Source organism: Pseudomonas sp. 05L36 (assembly GCF_056398125.1).
Genome location: NZ_JBFTOU010000001.1, coordinates 251,786 through 274,358 on the forward strand (window position 1 = coordinate 251,786; position 22,573 = coordinate 274,358).

Here is a 22,573-nt window from a genome sequence, read left to right on the forward strand (position 1 = left end):
TGTGAACTTGATTCCGTGGCTAATGTTGGTCTAGTCCATGCAATGCCCGGCTTGTACATGCTCGCCTATTCGAAAGCTAATCGACTTTCCTGCTTTCCTCGGTATGACCGCTCTCAGCCGATGCTGGTGCAGGATTTTGGGCTTCTAGCTGAATTGAAGCCAGTATTGAGGGCACCACGACCGCCCAGAAAGGGACTGCATAAGCGTAGGAAACCTTCGCTTCCAGAGTTACTGGCTTGCTAGGTCGCTCTGCGCGCTGCATCGCAACATGTAGTCTCTGCCTTATGGCTTCACGGGCCCCAGAATTGATTTCCACACCAGCTAACGTGAGCAGGATCCGGGTGTACGCCAACCGATGGAAATCGTCAGGACAGCTTGGATGCCGGAACATCGGTTCAAAGCAATACTCGATCAGCTGCAGCATTACACCTAGGTTGCAGCGTACCTGTAAGAACATCAGGCAGACAAAATCAGCTATGACGGGCACGGCGGTATGGAATGTGAGGTTCGGCTCGGCCAGGTAACTGCGCAACCGGTTGATCCCTATGTTTGCAAACGTCTCACCCTGATCCATCATGGCGACAAGATCTGCAGCCTGGATCGAGACAAAGGTGCGCCTGCTCATCACCATTTGAACAATTGAGCGAGAGTACTCAACACGCGCCAAACGCTCTGATGTCAGCTCATTCGTCAGTAGCATTTGAGGAGATGCTCCTTTGATCTCCAGGAACCCTGCCATAGCGCGGAGGCGGGCGTCTAACGACAGTAGGCCACCACCGTATTCCAGGCAAACAAGTAGGGTTGCATACTCTCCGTCACCCAGAATGTCTTTGAGCGAATGCCTCTGTGCCGGCAGTGAGGGTGGGCCATATGCCGGTACCACCTCACAATACTCATCAATAGCGGCACAGATTGAGTCGAGAAAAGCACGCTCCCGATGCCAATTTTCTTCTGTTTGCTCCTGCATTCCCAGTTGCCCATCGTGTGAGAAGAGCGTCCCTCCCTTGTAAAATCGCGACGACGACTCGATCTTCGTTTCGAGCGCCTGCTTGGTGGCAGCAGCTACATATAGCCTGGGGATGTGCTCCAGTACATCGAGCATTCCAAGAGTCGCAAGCTCCACCAGCATTGAGAGATCTACCACCCAAGAGTGATCGTATTCAGCGTTAACTGGGAACTCGTCGTGGGTCTGTCCTACGCCCATGGAGACCTCCAGCAGTGGCCCCTCTTCGGGCCAGCCCCTCACGAGATCAATCACATCCACACCGAGCATCCTGGCGATTAGCCCAAGCGTGGCCATGTGCTGGCCGTAGAGCCCAATTGTGTTCAGGCCCTGGGCTTTCTTTCGTTCTACTTGCTCGACGAAGAACGAGATATCCAGCTCGCCATCCTCGCGCGTGGGGATGGTCATGGCGACTAAGCTTTTGCTCGGAACGACTGAGCTTGAGACCTGCCCATATGAAAGGTCGAGCAGGCGCCGGTGAATGGTCTCTATCTGCTTGACCTTGAGTGTCTGCTCTCCGATTAGGCTGCGGATCGACGTTGTTTCGCCTACTTTTAGGCCCATCAGCGCAACAGCTTGCAGTGAGTCCGCAGGGATAAACTCCGCGGTCGGCGAGAGCGGTGGGTCAATGTCGAAATCAATTGAAACGTAACCACTGCCGCCGTTCCTGTCTTCGAGTTCGACTGACGTGCCGCAAGCAACCTCGAGTGGGTTGGTGAGGAAAGTATCAACCGTGCCGGATGCCATGATCATGAGCGAGATGTGACCGGCCGCAGCCTCAAGATTACCCGAGCTAACTCGCATGGTTCGGTAGATACGGCTAATGCCACGATCAGGCATCCCCCGGCTGATCTCTGCGTTAGCAAGTTTCAGCTGATCCTGGGCGGAGCCTTCCAGAAAGGGGGGAAGCTCGCCAATGCACGCGTCCATCTCCTCAGGGTTTACATTGGCTAGAACCTGGATCAGTAACAGCCAGGCACTGGCATCGAGGGGGCTCTCAGAAACGACCATCTCTGCGATTTCACGCATCTTCGGCCAATCACCGGCGTTACCGTAAACGTTCAAAGCCACATTTCGCGCATCTTCGGACAGTCGCCATTCACCAGGAAGCGACTCCAGCAGATCTCGAACCTTCGCACGCTGATCAGTCAGGGCGTAGGAGTAAAGAAGATCAACATGCAGAGGAGTGAACACGTCGTGAGGAAGCACACGCTCTAGCATCGCGATAGCGTCCTCGTAACGACGGGCATGGAGCATCCACTGCGATGCCATGGACAGTTCGAGCAAATCGCTGCTCTGCGGTGCGAGTTCGGCTACACGATTCTCGAATGCTTGGCGCACTGCATCGTTACCGATAAACGCCCGGGCAGCGAAAACCCCATCGGTAATATTGCTGTTCTGGGGAGTGACACCAAGCTGGGAAAGCTGCTGCTGAACTGCATCATTACGTTGCTGGCGCAGCAACAACTCCCAGTGCATGTGGCGGAGTATCCGAAGCACTTTGGCTGACTCATCCGTGACAGGCCGCTGTACCTGAATCCCGTAGGCAGCCTCAAGCATTGGCTCCCTACCCGCAACCAGGCACGCCTGGCCAAATATAACCAGTGTGTCATCCGCAAGCTGATCAATTCGACCGGAGAAGCGATCGACAGCCTCACCTTCAAGATTCGAATCACAAAGGGCCTCGAGCTCCACACGGGCCGATGTCTCATGCTCTGGAACGGCGCGCTGTCTTCCTTGCTCGATCATGCCCAGCGCCCCAGCCGGCTGCCCCAAAAGCAAATAGCCATAGGCGAGGTGAAAAACGATGTCAGTCTTTGTCCTGGGACTTTGCTCGGCCCACAGCGCACCCTCACGATCATCAAACTTGGACATGGCATCCATGATGAGCTCACGTCGATCCAGGGGCTGAGATCGCGTGTTCACGTGAAACGGGTTGTCCGTAGCCTGTCGCAGGGCAAAACGCAGATAGTTTTCGACGATGAAAATGGAACTGTCCGGCTTCTCCATAGCTGTCTTGATAGCGTTGACGGCACCACGATCGTCTCCAGCGCCGGCCCTGGAACTGGCTAACATCTGCCAAGCGCCGGACTTGTCGCGAAAGGCTTCGGGTATCTCTTCTTCGGTCAGCCGTTCTCTATTGAGAACTCTTGCGTTGGTGAAAGCGATCCATACCGAATACGAACCTGGAAATCGTGCCTGCGCCGCCTGGCCAACCTGAAGAGCAGCTTGTACATCATTTTTAAGCATTTGAGCCCGGACATTACCGGCAGCAATGCGGTCATCATCGGTGTAGAGGTTTGCGGCTGTCTCAAGATCTGCCGAAGCGGTCTCATCATCCCCAAGATGCCAGAAGCACATCCCGCGAAGGAAATGCCAACGGGCCTTCTGGTGAACATCAAACGTGTCCAACTCCGCTTCGAGGAGCTCTAGCTGAGTCAAGGCATCCTTATATCGTCGGTCGTTGTGCAGCGTGCTGATGCGGTCGAGTTGGCGCGTTGCGAACGTGGTTTCCGACCCTTGGCTTTCGATGGGCAGGTCATCAGTTAGCAGTGTGCTGCCGGCAGCGCGGACAATGGAGAGGAGGGGAGCGAGGTATTCCGCCAGCGGGGTGAGCTCTGACGCGCGCTCTTGGCTGACGGGAATGGTGCCCATTTGGTAGGCGCGTACACTCTCACGTATCAGCTTGGCCGTATGAAATTCCCGGGCGAGCTCTCCCAGATGGACTGACGCGGAAGATAGATCGATTTCTCCGGCCGTACCATTGAGCTCGGCACATAAAGATAACAACTGCGACCACACTGCGCCGCTGTCTCGGCTTGGCAATGCCTGTGCAATGAATTGCTTTTGGTATCCGGCTTCCTGGGTGCGATCCGAGTCCAGGTCGTGGGGCACGAACTTCAGGTGCAGTGCGAACTGGCGCAGGTCTTCGTCGCTAACCGCCGCCTCATTATATTGCTCAGCTGCAGCCTTAATGGCGGCGTAAGCAGTCCGGTTCCGAGCGTTACTCAGCCCCTCTGAATGCACACGGATGTACCAAGATTCATGCGAAAGAGACGCCAAGGCCAGCCTGACCACCTCCACGGCACCTTCCATGGATGACGAGCTGGACACGTGGTACACGATAAGATTCTCGTCCAGTCCACGTTGGAACGTTGGCTTGATGAAATCCAGCCACGCAAGCCCTACAGCTTCGGTAAAAACATCGTTGGCAGTCGCCTTGAGCGACCGCTTCATCTGCATTCTGATGGTTGCTTTCTGCCCGGCGCTCAGCGACGCAGCATGGACAACCAGGTCGTCAGTGTTGTGGTCAAATCCTCGACCTTGGAACAGCAACCCTACGATGACAAAACCTTCGCGCAACCCAGCACAGGGGATGCCCAAGCACATAGCGAGGAGCCGCACCGCCTGCACGCGTTGCTCGAATGCACCACCGCGCCCACCCGTTGAAATAGGACTTGCGACCTTCTTCTGCTGGGGTTTAGGGGTGGGAGCTTTCTGTCCCTTTGCCTTTGGAGGCCTTGCCATACCTGGCTCGCACAACTGATGTAGGGCCCTATCTTATCGATCATTCAGCGCCATGCGTAGCGTTGACTTAGCAATAAATTACATAGCGTGAGGCCTGGAGCGGGGGGGCGTATCGAGCGCCAACATCGTCGAGATGTACCATGCTATGACCACCAAAAAACATAAACAGGCAAGCGGAGCGCGCAGGCGTGAGAATGGGAGCCCGGCAGGGCCGAGACCTGGCTCCGCCAGGCTCGGTTCACGACAGCCATCCCCGTAGAGGCACGCACAGACCTATGCCGGTAATCCCTGCAATACGGTATCTCCTCACTGAAAGCCTTCGCACGGGTTTTGACCCGTAATGATCACCTCTCAATTATGGAGAGTTGCTGTCTCACTGCGCTATTCCCGCGAGGAGAAAACTGAATTCATCCTTCATCCAATAAGTGCTGAGGCTAGCGCTGTCGCTTGCTGTAACGCCCGTTGATGTTCTGTTGTCACGAGATGGCAGGTAGTAGATGCTGACCGAGATCTAAGAGACTGGCTGTCCATAACGATACAAGCGCGGATGGAGCTTGCCGCTGCCGCTACCATTGGTGGACTGCAGCGGTGTCTCAGGTATCCATCCAACAAAGAATTGCCATATCCACCTAGTTCAGGTGATTTTTCTTTGTTGTTTGACGCTAATCGATATTAGTGAATGTTCAATACATTGTTTATGTCAAACATTTTTACGATGTCTCTGTTATATTTTCCGAATGGTAAGGATAAAATGTCTTCTTTTTTCTTTATCACGCCAAAGGCGTTGATTAAATCTAGTAATGCCTTAAATTCATCGGGCGCACATGCAGGATCAGCAAGCAAGTGAGTCCGCTTACTGAGAATGTTGATGAGATCTGCTGTGCGCGCAAGCTTAGTGCCGCCAGTGTAGCGTTCTTCCAGGTTTAGAATGCCGGCCAGTTGATCTGGAAAAGTACTCACGTTAACGAGTTTGACCTTCTCAACGGGCTCATTGGTAAGTACCGAGTGGTTTAATTCGAACCTATAGATAGAGTCAAAGCAATGCTGGTAGGGATGTATGTGAGTATCGATGTCAAATATCTTTCCCTCCTTGAACGTCTGGTTGCATGTTTTACAAGAGGGGATGTGATTATAGAATGATAGCGCCAGGTAAGGGAAGGCATGCTTAGGGTAAAAGTGGTCAATATCATAAAGCATCATGATTTTGCTTTTAGGCGCAGTCTTTGCGATTTTTATGATTTTTGCAGAATCATCGTTACAATACGGGCAGGTTGCCTGCTCAAAAAGTAGTTTTTGATAGCGTCTGTAGCAATGATCACTGCCGCGATAAGACGTATAATTAAATACGTTTTTTAGTAGGAGATCTCCAAACGGCTGTGACTTGGTTTTGCCTTTGTGTATTAAAAATAGATCTTCCTCATGTAAAATTCCTTGGGCTGCAGCGATTATTGACTTGAGCTGGCCGGGTTTGGCGGTAATGATATGCTTGAGATAAGTGGAGTCCTCTAGTAATTCTACGTACTTCAATTGCCTCGCCAGCGCATCGCCGCCAACCAGATTCACATGTTCCTGGCTTGAAACTAACGCTCTCAGTCTTCCGGTTTTTGAGATGAGGGCGTGCTTGATCGGCTGCTTGAATCTATTGACCGGATTAAGGTCAGCCCACATTTCCTCGACAATGTCATCAAGAAGCTTGGGCACATCGGCATATTTGGTCGATAAATGGTCATGAATGTTAATCATTGTGCTTCGACCCGTTTGCGAATGTGAAACTTAATAACGTCATCATCAACTACTGACAGCGCTAGCCTAAGGCTATCGGTATCCTGTTGATTCAAAGTCGACTTGTCGAGCAGTTTAAATACCTCTCTCAAATAACCAGAAGACAGGTTTCCGCTTCTTTTATGATTCAGGCCAAATGAATATTGGTAGATATCGTACAGATTGGCCGCAAATGTTTTATGTCTTTCTACACCTCGAACAATGATATTTCCATTACCCTCTTGCTCCTGCTTTAGAACAATCACGCATTGGTGGGGCAGGTCACTAATGAGAATGGGAGAGTGGGTCGTGAAAACGATCTGCACTTTACCTTCAGAGAGCTCGGGAAGACACTTTATGAGCCGCTCTACAAACTCCAACTGCCATTCTGGATGGAGGTAGAGATCGCCCTCATCAATACATATCAAGGTTGATCGCTTTCTATTGAGTGTGTTTCTATAGCTATCCACACCATTCCATATCGAGCTAAACAGATTTAGATATGCTTTCTGCCCCGAACTAACTCCAGACCAATTAATTGATCCAAACCTAAGAGCCTGAATGATGCACGCTAGGTGCCTGTACCAGAAGCACTCGCCCGGTTCAAAGTCAATTGAAAATATAAACTTCTGTCCTTTCAGGGTGTCATCAATATCAAACTCCATTTCCTCAAGGAAACTTTCTAGCTTAAAAAGAACTGTCAGTGTTTCAAATAATAAAAAATTAGTGTTCCATGGAATCACTTCGTTTTCCGGAGAATAGCACTCTCGCAGTTCGCCAATGAACTCTTCGATCTCTTGATGCGGATTGTTATCTAAAATATTCAGCATGTGAGCGATGAGGCGCTCATCCGGAATGTCCCTCTCGAGCAAGACTTTTAAAAAACCCATTTGAATTGTTTGTCTTACTAAATAAAGCTTTCCCCGACCCTTGTTCTTCTTTCGAGTTTCCGCTAGATAGTTTAGTATCGGTACTACCGACTCTGGTCTGGATGTTTGGTTGTGTCGAGTGATGAATTTTTCAATTTTTATTTCAATCCTAGGCGGCGCTGGTAGCTCAAGCTTTCTAAATTCTCGTGAATAAAAAAATTCAACATCATTTATGAAGTCAGATTCTATTGAGTCTCGTAGCCTGGCGAGAGTTCGAGGATTGTTTTTATTGTTCACGGAAACATCTGCTACTCCATCGCCAAAATCTATATAGTTTTTGTCGAAAACATTGGAGAAGAATACTGTATACATCCCCTCAATTTTATCGCGATTTACGGGGCTGCTGATTTCGAAATTCGCAGAAATGGGCCGCTCCAAATTGGTCGACTGAAATATAACCCCATCAACACTGAAGATCATTAAGTATTCATGCTTGAGTGTCTCGCTGCTGTTCAGAACGCGACATATCAATTCCAGGGAGTTTGTTTTGCCTGCTCCATTTATGCCAAGCACTCCAGTCATACTTGTTATGGTATCCCCGAATAGATTAGGTATCGGGCTTTTTTCTACACGCTGGAGAAAATTTTTCGAACTATCAAATTTGAAATCAAATTCATTAGAAAGGCTGATGCCAAAGTCCTCTAAATTCTTAAATTTTCTTGCCCATATAAAACAAAGTTGCATTAGATCGTCCCTTTGATCTGGCATTAAGCATGTATAACTTTAGGCCGCGCGAATGAAAAGATACATGACGCAATGCCACGCTTGAAGTAAATTTTACCTGACCTAGGAAGCCGATGCATCAGGGGTTCTAGTGATAGAAGATCACGTTTGGTGCTATTGCGCATCGATCCGTCGGCTTACATTTTTGGATACGTTTACACACCACCTCCTACGAAGTGGCTGCCTGGCGAGGCTTATGACCCTCTGCTAGCTTTTTGCTACGACCAACGTCCAGGAGTGTGCAAGATGCAGGCGCAGGTGGATATCCGAACCAGTGCGCTGAGCGAAGGGCAGCGCTGGAAGCGCAGGGATGGGTGATCAATAAGCTCGGCGCGCGAGCGAATGGCTAAACCGCGCTCCTGAATGTGGGGCACCCGGGAAGATTGCGGTGATCGCTGTACAGATCCCCTTAGGCGAGGGCGAACAAAGCTCTGGAAACTGTCCGCAATGCGCCGCTCTCGTTGAACAATCACGACCAAGCCGAGCTCGATGGTTTCCATCTCCTCTGGGGTAACAACCAGCCCTCGCGAGGGCTCACCCGGCATCAGGTCATCGCAGGTCATGAGAAACAGAGGGTAGGGTGAGTGCCCGCAAGCAGGATTGGAAATATGCGAACACAGAGGACTGGCTTGGCAACGGCATCACGCAGTTTCAGGAGGTCTGAGAGAAGGTGCACGAGGTTGAGTTGAAATCGAAACAGCCTAATGGCATTGATACATCACCGTTCATCAGTGAGGTACAACAATGCGTGAAAGTTACAGCAACAGCTCGTCTGCCGGAATCTTGATCTGTTTGGCCGTGGTTTTGTGTTTCTGTGCCGTGGTCACCTTGTCTGAACAGGTACATCTGGACATCGCCACTACCGGTGCTGTCCTGGGAAGGCTTGGTCTGGCTTGGCTCTTAGGGTACTGCTTGGGCCGTGGACTACTAGGCGTGGGCCTCGGCTACAGCTGGCCCGTATGCCTCGGGCTATCCTGGATCGCATTCATGCCCGCATTCCGCGTTTGGCTTGACGAGGATATCTACGGCTGGCTCGAGCCTTTTTGGTCTCAATGGGTAGGCGTGGTTGCAGTAGCGCTTCTCGCGTTTCGCATCAGGTCAATCGTAGAGTAAGTCTGATCGAGGCGTGACCATGAACACCTCAGACTGAGGTCTAGGCGCGCCTTGCGATCGATGGCTTTATCAGCGATTTGAAATCGCCTCAGTGGCGCCTTAGCCGAGCGCCGCTGTCGTTCATCACCATAGAAAGTCAGTGTCAGACAGCAAGTACTCGGCTGGAGCATTCGACAGGTTCGATAGGTACTAGGCGAACATTCTGAAAAACCAAAGCTCTACAATCTTTCTTATCCAACCCTTGCGGTGGCTTTTACTTGATGCACACCCATTTTCTGTATGATACATCTGCACCGCCGCCTCCATTTCATTCACGTACCTTTGAAACTCGCAAACGGCATACTCCAAAAAAACCTCATCCATCAAGACACCGTCAAAAATGTTGACCGATACTCCCTTAGTTTTGCGAAGGGCTGACAACATCCTTTTCTCCGAAGAGTTCTTCCTGCCTTTGCGCGTGCTTGTTACCCTATAGCCCTTAGCGGTGCCGTCGCTGTGAGCCATTACATTCCTGATAACAGTCAGATGATCCAGGTCTGCGATGCCTTTGCCGCCAATGACCTTTTTCAGCATCGAGTGAGCCTTTTCTATTGGCCCCATACCCTTGAGCTTTCCCTCAAAGCCAGTGAGTTCAAGCATAAACCCCAAGCATTGACTCATACGGTGTTCGAACAACCCAAACATCGTAAGAAATGCTGAGCGTCGCGTTAGTTGGGTGATCATAAACTTATGCGTCATTAGCACTTCGTCATAGTCATAACCGACAGAAGAGCCACATGAGTAGAAAGTCCGTTGTCGCACGTAGCTTTCACCATACTGATCGTAAGCTTCTTCTTCGTGCTCATGCTCTTTTACTGTGCCTTGCTCGTCCGCCTCTTTAAGTGCGAGCGCCACATTTTTTTCAGCCTGCTCTGCGAGCATTCGCATGACAGAGATGGACTCACTGATGGCACACATATGGACACTGAAAATAAAGTCAAGCTTGGCCAAATTGCCTCCCTGCAGGCTCATTTTGAAGACAGACGATAAAACATACGATTTTCTGGGCAGTCTCGAGGTCTGCTCCAGACTACATAATCCATCAGCGTCTTCATATCCTAGCCTGAGCTGACGCCCACACAGACCTCTGCGCATCGAGTGCGCGCCATAGATCTCAGAGCGCAGGCCGCATTGCCCCACGATAAATCGTCCTGAACAGAGGGGCCACGTGGGCAAGGCCTGGCAAGCCAAAAACTCCAGACGTGCGAGTACCACCGTAGGTGCACTCTGTCCAAATTTTTGGAGGTGAGGAGCTTTCTTTGGAGGCAAAGAAAAGGTGGCGGCGAAGCCGCAAAAGCAGGGCGACCCTCTCCACCAGTCACTCGATGCCATCTCAATGGCATGTCATCAAAGCCAGAAAAGCGCTAGAAGCAAGGGCAGAAGCAGCCCGAAAATCTGCGGTAGCAAGCGCTAACGGGTGAAATGCTTAAACCACCTCCTCAGTTTCTCGGCAACCGGATGATGTTCGGCGATCTGACGTGCGGCGTGAAGCGGTTCAAGTCACAGCGATGAGGCGGTTAGTTGCGCGTCCATTGAGTGGCGACCAGTTGTCTTTCCAGTGGGCCTGATTGATACCTGCCGATTTAGGTCAGAAGGTAAATATTGAGTGTTATACCGCTCAAAAAAGGCAATAACGGAGCGCACGCCAACGATCTGAGCTTCACATGTTCAGAGGCCTTATTGCAGGTTGAGCAGGGCACTAACGAGCATATGCATCGATATACTGGGCCACTGCGGGTGCACACCGCCGCGAAACCACTGAAAATCTCGAAACGATAATGCGGTGCCGGCGGCGAAATGTAGGATTCTGCTGTATCCATTGAAGATAAGCGCTGTGTTAGGCCTGATCTGCGCGTCACGCGTTGTGGTTCCGAAGCTGAAATGCCACCATGAGAGCCAGTTGGCGAAGATGGCCGCTGAACATCGCGTTCTATCAGGAACATGGAAGAATGGAATTTCACATCATAGGAAGGGAAGAAAAATTCCCGAGCGGCAAACCCAGTACTGCTTACCTGAAATATGACCGCTGGAACGATCACAGCTTTGTCACAATGTTTTACGTCATCGCGTACGACGAATCTGGCACGGCTCACGACCTTGAGAATGTCAAGATTGGATTCAAAGGGCAGGATACCGCTACAACCACACGTTCCAAACTTCCAGACTCTTTCCGAAGTCTTCCAGAGGGCTTCTTCTCACTCGGTACCAGTGTGGAGTACTACCAGAAAATCGCGAGCCTATCCTCCGATGATTTGCGGTTTGACTTCCTCCGAGGGATGAATGACATCGTTGCCAACCCTGAAATCCTGGATTCGATAATAGACGAGCCCGTGCTATCAATCTCTTTGTTGCGAAATGTCAGCTTGGCCAGCGTCAAGAATCAATTTACGCGAGTCCTACTTGGTGGTGCTGTCCGAACCAATTTTTCTTTCGTCTACACGAAGCAAGCGGATAGCTCTACCGCCGGCATTGAGTTGAGTTTTGATGTGAATGTTGATTCGACGCCCCTGACAAATGTGCACGCGCTAATCGGGCGAAACGGCATCGGAAAGACCACCATCCTCAATGGCATCACCAATGCCATCCATAATCGCCACGCTGGTGCAAATGCCATCTACCAAGTTCAGTTTTGGGGGCAGCAGCGAGCGATTATTGCCCCAGATTTTTTCAGCAGTGTAGTGCTCGTATCCTTTAGCGCATTTGACCCCTTTGATCCGCCTCCAGAGCAGCCCGATCCAGCCAAAGGCACCTGTTTTTTCTATGTCGGGTTAAAGTCTAAAGGCGAGGACGCATGGCATGAGTTAAAGCGCCGGGACGCTCTCAAATCTGACTTCATTGCCGGTATGAGAGGGTGCCTGCGGGAAACGCATAAGCGAAACCGTTGGCGACAGGCCGTCAAAACGTTACAAACTGATGAGAATTTCGCAGGTTTGGGATTCGACAGACTTCTGTCCTTGAGTGGCGAAGAATGGGTCACGACAGCTAACGAAATCTTTTCAAACCTCAGCTCCGGTCACTCGATCGTGCTGCTGACTATCACAAAGCTGGTCGAGCGTGTCGAAGAAAAGACTCTCGTTCTTATGGATGAGCCCGAAAGCCATTTGCATCCACCGCTGTTATCAGCATTGATTAGGGCACTGAGTGAGTTACTCCTAGATCGCAACGGTGTAGCGATCTTAGCTACGCATTCTCCGGTAGTACTTCAAGAAATCCCTGCGTCGTGTGTGTGGAAAATTTATCGTTCTAATTTGGTTGCCTCAGCCCACAGGCCAACAGTCGAGACGTTCGGCGAGAACGTAGGGATTCTGACCCGGGAAGTTTTTGGCTTGGAGGTGGCATCCTCGGGTTTTCACACGCTGCTTGCTGCTGAGGCTGCCGAAGGACATAGCTTTGAGATCATCCTTCAAAAATTTGGTGGAAGATTGGGGCTTGAGGGGCAGGCAGTTCTTCGAGCATTAATCGCTGAGCGTGATTCGAAGGCGCAGGAATGAAGCAACTGTTAGCCCCGAATTGCACGCCTGAGGAGGCCTACATGGCCTGCACTTCGGCGATCATCGATGATCAGCAGCGAGACCGAATGAGGGGCATTCTCCCAAATATCCGAGACACGGCTGCCGAATTCATCGAAAGAATCGCTGCCGGAACCACCTGGGAGCTACCCTATTTGAGGTTGGCCAGGGGGGAAGATCCTTGCGTGATCAATGACATTCGTAAGAGCGAGCTGGTTTCCCTCTATGAATACTACATGGTGAAACGAGAGCCTGGCCGAGCACTCTACGACTCGATCTTGGTGGCTGCAGGTGATCATTGTCCGACATGTGGAGGAATAGGACAGCCTCGAACTCTGGATCATTATTTACCAAAAGCCAACTATCCGAAGCTGGCGATCGTTCCTCAGAACTTGATCCCCGCCTGCCGCGATTGCAATACCGACAAGCGCAACCCCCTGATTGGCCACCCGCATCAGCAGCTGCTTCATCCATACCTGGACAAACGACAGTTTTTCGAGGAGAGGTGGATCAGTGTCTCCGTATCCCATACCACCCCCTGCACGATCATTTACTTCGCCAGTCCACCGGATGACTGGAGTGATGAGGACAAGGCAAGGGTAGCTAACCATTTTTCCCTGTTCGGAATTGCCGAACGCTACAGCGTCCAAGCGGGCTCGGAACTCGGCTTCCTGATGGACATGCAGTCGAGCTATTTCAGCAGGCTGCCCCCTGAAGCATTTTCAGACTTCCTCCGCTCAGGCGCTAATGCAGCCGGCCTGCTGATCAACGGGTGGAAGAAAGTGCTCTACGAAGCTTTGGCGGATGACGCCTTGTTTTGCAATGCCGAATTTAGGTAGAGATGCTATTACTAGCGATAGCGCTGCCGATACTTGATGCGCTCTAGGTGAATGGTTATAACGATTGCGGAGTAGTTGATGATGATAAGCAGTGAAGATTTAGATAAAATGGAGGCGGAGCAGTTTCATGGTTTCGTCTCCTTTCCGGAAGGTAATCCAAAGGTCACGATGGGCTGGAGCACTCACTTGAAACTGGTCGAGGCGATAAATTCGTCATTAACGGTTTTTAAGGAAGAGTTAAATACGGAAGTTTATTTTCACGAGCATGAGTATCTGATTTATGAGGATTATTTCATCTGGTGGTTCAGCTTTGTTGAGAAGGATTCGCTAGTCAAAAAGCGAGTAGCCTCTGAAATTCAGGGGAGAATCAATGATGTGCTAAGAGCCTTTCCGGCCACAGCTAATAAAGAGCTTGTGCGGATGGATCAACCAGGCTTTTACCCGGATCCTGATTTTATGATGCACTACTTCTCAATTGTAGAGGGTGCGAATCTGGAATTAAAGTCACGTGAAGCGCCCAAAAACAAAAGCTATCAGAAAGAACCTATTGATATGTCCTTATTTGAAAGGCCAATGTCTGTGGGCGCGTTCAAAGCCACTATAAAAAATTATTTCCAAAACAGTACGGAAGAGAACTTAAGCTATCTCGCTGCAGAGGATGGTTTCTTTTCCACAAGGAGGCCCGAGAATAAGCTTCTGCGTGAGGAGCTTTTGCCGATACTCTATTATGTGCAAAAGTTCAAGGCGGCTGATGATGAGGTTTTGTCGTTTGGACTTAAAGCTGATATTTTTGACTTAAAGATATTGCAAGCAGGCGGGTTAACCAAAGAAATATTGGAGATTACCTGGGCTTTGCCGGAGGGCGACCATAAGCTGCTCTCGTTAATTTCTCAGGTAGGTAGTGGTTTTTTGCCTGTGAAAAATCGGGCTAACTTCAAAAAGATGAGTGATTCTCTAGGTGAGAAAATAGTATCTGCAATAAATGGCAAACATAAAAAACAATACCCGGATCAAAGATCTCTTTTGGTGGTTATTCCTCAAGATTACACGTATCAAGGGGACGAGTCGCTGATTCAAGAAATCATCACTCAAGTTCAACAGAGTCTGGTGGGTGGCAAAGGGAAATTTGAGAAAATCTATCTGTTGTGTGGCAATGGATTTTATACAATATATTGATCTGAGACGTTAATGCACATTAATTCTACGGATCACAAAATTCAAGTGATCTGACTTTATCTTACTGAGCATTTAGACAAGGTCGATTTGTGTGGGGCGCTATTTGTGCGGTCTCGCAGCTGTCGCTTTATGAAGGCAAGCAACCCTAAGTGAATCGTTTCGGAACTCTTTGGAGGGGCTAAGTCTGCCCCTCCCGTGCAAATTGGATCATCGACTGGCGGCGCGAGCTTTCAGTCGAACTGCTCGATCAATCGATAGGCGAGAACCTAGGAAGGGAAAGAGCATTTTTATATTTCAAGTTAACTCGTGCTGCACGATTGCCACTCTCGCAGTAGAAATGAAAGCGCAGCTATCGATGCAAGGTACAGAACAGGTAGGTTCGCGCAGGGATGGGGGCAGTTACGGGCTCTTGAACAGATCCAGGATAGTGCGGATGATTTTCCCGGGTGCACTGGCTTTTCGAAAGACTTCAGTTGACCTGAAACATTAGCGCCGTACTGGGCGTCAGTCTCTGCCGATCATCCGCTTCCCTTCAGTGGAGGCTGCGCGTAACGCAATCCCTCCAAACGACATGGTGGCATCCACATACCGGAGCGCCGACTTCATATCCTTCCAGCCCACGTAGCTCATCAAGCCTTTGATGTCCCAGCCATTGGCGGACGCCCAGGTTGCAAAGCCTCGCCGCATTGAGTGGCTGCTATACAGTTCCGCTGGCAATCCAGCCTCTTTGAAAATGCGGCGCAGCACAGGGATCAGGCTATGCGGTTGCATGGCTTTGCCTGACAGATTGCCCCAGCGATCAATTCGCTGGAACACCGGGCCTTTCGCAATCCCGGCAACTGTTATCCAGCTGATGTATGCCTCCACGGGGCAGAGCATGGCGAGCGCCGGCGTTTGGAACGTCGTTCCTTCATGCTGACGGTCACCCTTTGTGTAGGGCAGGAAGAAGGTAATGCCTTCACCGCTTATGGCTTGGGTGTCCTCCACCGTTAGCCTGGCTAACTCGTCGCCTCGAAAGCCGCGCCAGAATCCGATCAAAATGATCGCCACCGAGCGACGGTGACGTACCAGCGATTTGTAATCTCCGCGTTCAAGGGCGACTGCAGCTTCCCTTTCAAGCCATGTGACCGCTTGCTCCAGGTGCTTCAGCAGTAGCGGGGCGGCCTGTTTAACCTTTGCAGGGTGCACGACCCTGATGCCTTTGATCATTTGGCGAACGTCAGGCGTCTTGGTCGGATCAGGAAAACCCTGAGTTATGTGCCATTGCGCAAGAGCTGCCAGACGCTGCTTCAGCGTATTGATGGAGAGCTTGTCGGCGTACTCCGCCAGGTAGCGAACGACGCCCACGCCGGTCGTGGGCAGGTATCCGCCCCAAGTCACCTCGAAGTGCTCGATCGCCGCCCGGTAGCTTTTCCGGGTGTTCTCCCTGGTGCCGGCGCTGAGGTACCGATCTGCCTTTTCCATCGTACTTTGCCTTCAAAATCGGAACGTTTGCGCCTGCATACGCATCTAGGAGGATTTCCGGGCGCCACAATGAGTAAAGAAGCCATAAAGCACTATTATGGCCTTCTAGGAAATCAAGATCAATCAGCGTAAACTTTCAATTCGGTGTCATGTAACTACATGACATGTAACACAGTACGAAATCGTAGGAGACACTCATGGCCCGAGGCGGAATCAATAAAGCTGTTGTGCAAGAAGCACGTCAGGCGCTACTGGCCAGGGGAGCCAACCCGAGCATCGATGCAGTGCGCGTAGAGCTCGGAAATACGGGCTCCAAGACAACGATTTCTCGGTATCTGAAAGAGCTTGAGCCCTCCAGTCCAGAGCCCATGGCATCACGGGAACGTATGGGCGACATGCTCAACGGCATGGTGCAAACGCTGCTGGATCAACTGATGGAGGAGGGCCAGGAAGTAATCTCCCAGGCGAACGCAGCTTTTGACCTGCAGCGGGCCGCGCTGGAAAACCAGATCATCGAGCTCAGATCGGAGCTGGCTACCGCTCAACGTAATTCGGCCACCCAGCAGGCCGCGATAGAGACGCAGAGCGCTGAACTAGCGACCACCCAGTCCTCGCTACAGGCGGAGCTGACCCGCAACGCAGGCCTCAATAACCGCTGCATCAACCTTGAGTCTTTGGTTGCTGAAAAGGACAAGCACATCCAATCGCTGGAGGAGAAGCACGTTCAAGCCCGTGGGGCGCTTGAGCACTATCGGGAAGCGGCGAAGGAGCAGCGAGATCAGGATCAACGTATGCACGAGTCTCAACTGCATGAAATGCAAGTTGAGCAGCGCAAGTTGCGGGAAACCATCGCCGTGAAACAGGACGATTTGACGCGACTCAATCGCGACAATGAAAGACTGCTCGGTGAAGCCAGGCAGCAAACCAAAACTCTGCACACTCAGGAGGCCTTAGCTCAGTCTCTCAATACTCAAATTGAGGCACTCCGCCAACGTGAGGCCAAGTCCGCAGGGGTAACTGAACACCTCATGGAGCAGGTCTCAGCTCTGGGTGATGAGGTAAAGGCACTCCACAAGGCCGCCGCTGTAACCGATCTGCGAGAGCAAGAAACGGTGGCGCTGGTAGCGTCGCTTCAAAAAGAGAATGAGCAACTGCGGCAGGCTGAGACTGATGAATCCTCGGAGGAGGGTAGCGATGTCTCTTCAGGGGCAGAGGATAGGCAAATTGCCGGGCACGCCAAGCCTTCGAAACGACCGAGGAGATGAAGCACGCATCAGATCAAAGGAACTCCGCATCGCCATGATGAAGGCACATCAGGTTGGAGATTCGCTCATGAGCGCCTCTCCCAAATGCTCATCGATAAGGTTGAGCCATTTGGCCCCCTGGCTCCGATTATGAAGCTGGATGCTGCCGACACTAGGTATCAATGGCCGCCCCATCGGCAGATAGAAAGGCCGTAAGAGCCTAAGAGAACATGCCCCTCTTGTATGTTTGAAAGTCGTCCTGGACACCGACCTTCGCCTTCTGTGGGTTGTGCAAGGAGAACGACAGCCGGCCCGCCAGCACCTTTCAATTACCTCCAATCCACTCTCCGATATGGTATGGACGTTCTCCCGAGCAAGTGAGCGCGTGGTCAGCCTGAGATTGAGGGCGGGTCAATGGCTTGCCTCGGAGCGTTAACCCTAGGGAGTGAGGGTTTCGCGCCGAGCGATTCATTCCACTGCCCGTCAGCGGGTCACTCACCCTTGAGAGTCACTCCCTCAGGCACAAAAGCAGGTCGCTGCATGTCCTCTCACCTCGATCAGTCCAGAACCTCCTTCAGAACCAAGGCAGCCCCTTTGGCCAGTCCACCTATCGATACCTGACCCTTGGGCGTCCATGGAAGGTTTTTGGTGGGATTGATGTAGATACGCAGCTCAGTCTCGTATCCCTCTTCCAACCCCGAAATGATCACCAAATAGAACTTGGTTTTGCTCTCTTCTGCACGGCGGAACTCGGTCTCAGTGAGAGTGATTTCCGCCGGGGCTCCGCGGGCGAACGACTTCATCTCGATAAATGTGGCCTTATCCAGAGCGCCGTCGGCGCCGATCCCTCGGTAGGCCTGTAGGTCGACCAGAACAGCATCATCCCGCTGCAGCGAAGCTTCTAGGTAAGCCCAAGCCTTTAGCTGCAATTCTGCGGAAGAATACTGCTTGTACGCGCTTTCTGGCACCGAGCTCGAAGATGACCGTTTAGGCGTAGCAGGCTGATTTATAAGCGGGCTAGTCTTGCGCGGCTGCGGCCCCTTAAAAGTCAGATCGCTTCCGTCAACGACATCAACAGTAAATTGGAACTCGGGAGGCAGCGCCTTCAGCTTGCGTGTCTGGACGGGGCGCTCAGGATTGTCTGTGGCATCCGTCGCCCCAGCATCCCGCCTAATTACTCGCTTGCGATTACTTCCACCCAAACGTTCCTGTTCTGCGATCAACGCATCAAGACTGGTTTCCACAGTTTCGGTGGCGAGACTGATGTCAGGAATGTACTCGCAGTCTTCGCTGGTAGCCCAGGCGGACACCCATGCGAGCGCGATTTCTCGCGTACACGTGCCATCGCCCAGACCCGCAATGGCGATGCCGCCATACTCGCTCCTGCCGATAAATTTCTCGTCATCGAAATGCACAGCAAGAGCGGGCAGATCGGAGTAGGCGTGAAGCTGCATAGGAATTTGCCGCAAGCCTCTGGGTGCTGCGTTGACGATCAGCTGGCCCGGCAGATGCAGATTTACGCTGGCGTTGTCGAACCGAGTCCATGGCACCATTGCCTTGTACGAACGTTCATCATCTCTCGCAAGGTCAGCCTTGAGCATGCGAAGTGCGGTGTGAAATCGAAAGTGCAGCTCGTCGGTAGTCGCGTTCGTTCTCACAGGAGCAGCTGCAGCGAATGGAAGCCTCTCCAGACCTGCGGCGTTAACGAATCGGGGAATGGTGTCAGCCGCGCAGGGTGGCACCCACAAGGCGATCTTGTCGGACTTGAGACTTGAGTAGTGCGAATAATACAGTGGGCGCTTCGTCGTCCAGGTATCGCCTGAGCGCAAAGGCAGGAGGGCCAGGCTTCGTCGATCCGCGGCAGTCGCCTTGTCGAGATGCCTATCCATGTGCCTATAGATGTCGAGCAACAATGCATCATGCTCAGGCTCATACGCTGTTTTAGCCAGGCATTCCAGCTCTCTGATACAGCTTTTCAAGTCAGGTTGACTGATGCCCAGCGCGTTCCATAAAGGGGTGAGGCTGCGGTCATACAGAACGAAAGGTTGCCTGCCGTGAAAGATGTCTTTGCCAGCAAATACAGCTCGCATACTGAACCATTCCTTGCTGCCTTTGGAAGTCGTAACGCACGGGGCAATGAGCCCTTTGTACGATCGCGCAATGCCGAATTTTCCCCGCAGACTCAAGGCTTGCATGTCGCCGATCATCGTTTCAGGAGCAACGGCGGAGGTGCTCTGGGGGCAATGGCCAGCCAGAGCCTTGTATAATCTCATTAGACTGAGATCGTCGGATGACGACGTTTGCCGAGCACGCTCAAGGGCCGCCACTAGCTGTGAAACGGGCGGATTAACACGCATCCCCAGCGCGCGAGCAAATTCGCTGTTGGCGTCTGCTTCTGTCAAGCCGCTGGCGAAATCCGTGTGATGGTCGTACATCGCGAGCGTGACCTTCGTCTCCACAATGAGGCTGGTAGGTTTACAAGGTGTACCTGCGCAGTTCGGATACCATGCATTGTCAATTAACCTCGCGAGCCACGTGGTAGGTACCGGTGAGCTATCGCTTCTGCCGCTTTCTCGGTAGGCAAAGGTTCTGCTATAGGGTTCGAAGGAGGCCCAGTCGCTATCTATACAACGGAACACCGCTATCGCCCTCTCAACCGCAGAGAGGGTGGAAGTTCCCAAGGTCGTACGAGATTTTCGACCCTTGCGCGATACCGGAAGAGGCGGGCTCAGTCGAATGTTACGGATGACGGCATCAAGATCGGGCGAGACGAAATCTCGTCGTAACCCTCCGCGTGCTCGGCCCAGGTAGCGGCGAGCTGCAAGCTGAGAGGGAAGCACAATGTGCGCGGAGTCGGTGTTGGCCTCAACAAGGCGAGGTGAAATCTCAGCGCCAAGCAATGATAGAAAACGCTTCACGCCTCGCTTCCGAGTTGTGGTAACAACCTCACTTTGAGTGGTTCGCTGGTCTGCTCTGCTGATCTTAAAAACCTCGGCATAGTTCGCCGATGCCCAAAGCAGCTCCGGCGTATTGCCCGCAGCTTTCGACCAGGCGTCGTGCGAGTCGGCGATGGATGCCGGAAGGTACAAGCAGGTGGGCGAGGCAAGCACCTTCGTCGTCGTTGTTCGACCATCCTCGAGCACCACATAGCTAAACGCGTCAATTAGCAGGGCTGCTCCAACCTCACAGCCCAAGTCGGTGTTCTTTGTGTCGACGTGCTCAAACAAATCACGCAGTTCCAGAAGATCTTGTTTGTCTGCAGCGATGGGGTCTTCCGCGAAGCGCCTGGCGAATGCCTCAAGGACATCCTGCGCGGCTACCTCTGTCTTGAAGTTGGCGCTCTCTGATAGCCATTCTACAAGTGGTACATAAGGCGTAGAGAGCAGAAGAGGGTGGACAACATGCGTCAGCTGATGGCGAGCGGCGAGGTCAATCAAGGGAGGCTGGCCTGTTAGCCAGGAATCGGCTTCGTCGTCGCATCTAGCCTCTGTTCGCTGGCCGCTTTCAAGCGGCACCCATTTGGTGTCGAGCAGCGGATAGTCATCATCCAGATCGAGACACCTCATGGCCATGTCTAAGAACCATGCTGGAGGCTTTCGCTCGAATCCGTCGTGGTCACAGTGTTCGAATACATCGCCGAGCTCTAACGCATGTGAGACGGACAGGGCTTCCAAAACCACCCGCCAACGCCCGTTATCATCTCGCAGCCACTCGGGCAGCATTGGCCTCCCGCTCACCGCGAGGTGGTCGGCTTCCGTAAGCATCCCGTCGATCGACACATCGCAGTACGAAATCTGGCTCAAAGCGTAGCGACCATCGATCAGGGTCGAGCAAGCTTTGAAGGCATCTATCGCTTTGGCCCATTGTTCACTAAACAATTTGTTAAGCCATTCGGAACTGCTGTCTGTCTTGGCCCCAACAGGGACTGCTAACCAAGCTAGCGTATTGCGTTGCTGAGCCAAGTGGATGGCCAGCTCACCGAGAAACTGCCCCGACGCTTCCGTTAGCCACTGATTCCAACCGCCATGGATCATGTCCTCTCGGGAAGTAGACGGGTCGAACTGAGCGTCCAGGGAGAATGCAGCATTGGTGTGAATCTTGGTGGGCAGCGCAACATGGAGCCGTCCTCGAGCATTACCCTCTACCGGCATCGCAATACCGATTGGGGTGTAATCGCCTGTCGCTTTTGCAGCGCGTGCTTTTCCGGCTGGAACCTTTACTTCACAAACGAAGCGCTCCCAAAGGGCGTTGTCCACCAAGAAGGTCGAGTGGGTGACACGGCTCTGGTACTTGGCTAACGCCAGGTTAAAGTGGCAAGCGGTTTTAGTCTGTTGGATCGCCAGATGCTTTAGTGAAACGCGCTCGTCCAAGTCGAGTAAGGTAATGGCGCGTACGTTGTCCATGAAGATCAGGTCGCTGGGGGCCCATTCATCGAACCAGGCCTCCAGGGAATCAAGGTCATAGTCCGGATAGAGATCGACGCTGACCATTGTCTGGTAGGCGTGGGGGTCGTAGAAATCGTCAATAGGCACGGCTTCTTCCACCATTGCCACATGGTCATCGCGTGAGCCGAAATGGAAGGGCGCGCTGTGGACTGTAAGATTTTCGCCCAGTTGGGTGAGGGTCTTTAGGCCGATGCCAAACCGTCCCTTCAAATCCGCCGATTTCTGCTTGGTGGAATAGAATGGGTAAATCATCGGAAGCACGTGGGGCAATTCAACAGGCAATCCGTTGTGAACGATGAGCAACTGTTTGTTGCCCTGCACGGTCTGCACAGCAAACTGCACGGAGGTGGCGTTCAAATCATCAGCGTTCTGGATAACCTCACGAAGCCCTTGGTAAGGGTCGGTGTTCAACCGTTTGGCGCCCTGATTTCCCCCTTTGAGTAGCGTGCTCAGGATCTCGGGCTGCTCACGTTGAAGTTTGACAAACTCGGTGAGCGCAGCGTTTGCATACTCTTTGCTACGCAGCGTTGGCTCGTTAAACGTGGAGGCTGAGTTGAAGCAGGCTGTAGCGTGTAAGCGTCCGAGTTGCTCGTCCATGATGAACCACCCCATGCAGGCATTTTGAAATCAGTCGATCATAGACGGGCTGTGGGTCGAGTGCCATGCCTGCTACAAGCCATGCGGCCTCCGAAGGATGAAAGTCTGTCCAGTCGTGCCGCCGTCGATTAATAGACTGGCTCTTTTTTTGGAGGACTCTCATGTCAGAAAATGCCCAGTTGAAATCATCCTGAAAACGTCTA

General features: G+C 52.1%; 10 protein-coding genes. 4 read left to right on the forward strand and 6 right to left on the reverse strand.

Annotated features, from left to right (window positions below; all coding sequences use genetic code 11):
• Positions 1-76 precede the first annotated feature (76 nt).
• The 4 genes from AC1DKH_RS01135 to AC1DKH_RS01150 all read right to left on the reverse strand — a co-directional run bounded on the left by AC1DKH_RS01135 (position 77) and on the right by AC1DKH_RS01150 (position 10,047).
• Positions 77-4,531 (reverse strand): PIN domain-containing protein, encoded by a 4,455-nt coding sequence (locus AC1DKH_RS01135; RefSeq protein WP_477797150.1) that lies wholly within the window; start codon positions 4,529-4,531, stop codon positions 77-79.
• Between the two features lie 672 nt (positions 4,532-5,203).
• Positions 5,204-6,274: a hypothetical protein gene (locus AC1DKH_RS01140; RefSeq protein ID WP_477797151.1), complete on the reverse strand. Its 1,071-nt coding sequence runs from the start codon at positions 6,272-6,274 to the stop codon at positions 5,204-5,206.
• A complete protein-coding gene (locus tag AC1DKH_RS01145; RefSeq protein ID WP_477797152.1) occupies positions 6,271-7,905 on the reverse strand; it encodes an AAA family ATPase in 1,635 nt (544 codons plus the stop codon). Before AC1DKH_RS01145 ends, AC1DKH_RS01140 begins: the two co-directional genes overlap by 4 nt.
• 1,341 nt (positions 7,906-9,246) lie before the next feature.
• Entirely contained in the window at positions 9,247-10,047 is an 801-nt protein-coding gene (locus tag AC1DKH_RS01150; protein ID WP_477797153.1) for a hypothetical protein, read from the reverse strand.
• 998 nt (positions 10,048-11,045) lie between these two features.
• On the opposite strand from AC1DKH_RS01150, the gene AC1DKH_RS01155 reads away from it, so the two are divergent.
• From AC1DKH_RS01155 to AC1DKH_RS01165, 3 genes are all read left to right on the forward strand, one after another.
• Positions 11,046-12,587, forward strand: coding sequence for an AAA family ATPase (locus tag AC1DKH_RS01155; RefSeq protein WP_477797154.1), 1,542 nt, complete (start codon positions 11,046-11,048; stop codon positions 12,585-12,587).
• On the forward strand, positions 12,584-13,444 hold the full coding sequence (locus tag AC1DKH_RS01160; RefSeq protein WP_477797155.1) for an HNH endonuclease: 861 nt from the start codon (positions 12,584-12,586) through the stop codon (positions 13,442-13,444). The genes AC1DKH_RS01155 and AC1DKH_RS01160 overlap by 4 nt, the downstream gene beginning before the upstream one ends.
• Before the next feature lie 78 nt (positions 13,445-13,522).
• A complete protein-coding gene (locus tag AC1DKH_RS01165; RefSeq protein ID WP_477797156.1) occupies positions 13,523-14,620 on the forward strand; it encodes a hypothetical protein in 1,098 nt (365 codons plus the stop codon).
• 504 nt (positions 14,621-15,124) lie between these two features.
• Here AC1DKH_RS01165 and AC1DKH_RS01170 read toward each other — a convergent pair.
• Positions 15,125-16,084 (reverse strand): tyrosine-type recombinase/integrase, encoded by a 960-nt coding sequence (locus AC1DKH_RS01170; protein WP_477797157.1) that lies wholly within the window; start codon positions 16,082-16,084, stop codon positions 15,125-15,127.
• Between the two features lie 197 nt (positions 16,085-16,281).
• Between AC1DKH_RS01170 and AC1DKH_RS01175 the strand changes: the two genes are divergently transcribed.
• On the forward strand, positions 16,282-17,349 hold the full coding sequence (locus AC1DKH_RS01175; protein WP_477797158.1) for a DNA-binding protein: 1,068 nt from the start codon (positions 16,282-16,284) through the stop codon (positions 17,347-17,349).
• Positions 17,350-17,885: 536 nt separating this feature from the next.
• On the opposite strand, the gene AC1DKH_RS01180 is transcribed toward AC1DKH_RS01175, so the two are convergent.
• Positions 17,886-22,370: a sacsin N-terminal ATP-binding-like domain-containing protein gene (locus AC1DKH_RS01180; RefSeq protein WP_477797159.1), complete on the reverse strand. Its 4,485-nt coding sequence runs from the start codon at positions 22,368-22,370 to the stop codon at positions 17,886-17,888.
• Between the last annotated feature and the right edge of the window lie 203 nt (positions 22,371-22,573).

What these genes read in the sequence shown, in the direction of transcription:
- AC1DKH_RS01135 (WP_477797150.1), bottom strand. Translation starts at nt 4,531, where the DNA reads ATGGCAAGGCCTCCAAAGGCAAAGGGACAGAAAGCTCCCACCCCTAAA.
- AC1DKH_RS01170 (WP_477797157.1), bottom strand. Translation starts at nt 16,084, where the DNA reads ATGGAAAAGGCAGATCGGTACCTCAGCGCCGGCACCAGGGAGAACACC.
- AC1DKH_RS01140 (WP_477797151.1), bottom strand. Translation starts at nt 6,274, where the DNA reads ATGATTAACATTCATGACCATTTATCGACCAAATATGCCGATGTGCCC.
- AC1DKH_RS01145 (WP_477797152.1), bottom strand. Translation starts at nt 7,905, where the DNA reads ATGCAACTTTGTTTTATATGGGCAAGAAAATTTAAGAATTTAGAGGAC.
- AC1DKH_RS01160 (WP_477797155.1), top strand. Translation starts at nt 12,584, where the DNA reads ATGAAGCAACTGTTAGCCCCGAATTGCACGCCTGAGGAGGCCTACATG.
- AC1DKH_RS01175 (WP_477797158.1), top strand. Translation starts at nt 16,282, where the DNA reads ATGGCCCGAGGCGGAATCAATAAAGCTGTTGTGCAAGAAGCACGTCAG.
- AC1DKH_RS01155 (WP_477797154.1), top strand. Translation starts at nt 11,046, where the DNA reads ATGGAATTTCACATCATAGGAAGGGAAGAAAAATTCCCGAGCGGCAAA.
- AC1DKH_RS01165 (WP_477797156.1), top strand. Translation starts at nt 13,523, where the DNA reads ATGATGATAAGCAGTGAAGATTTAGATAAAATGGAGGCGGAGCAGTTT.
- AC1DKH_RS01180 (WP_477797159.1), bottom strand. Translation starts at nt 22,370, where the DNA reads ATGGACGAGCAACTCGGACGCTTACACGCTACAGCCTGCTTCAACTCA.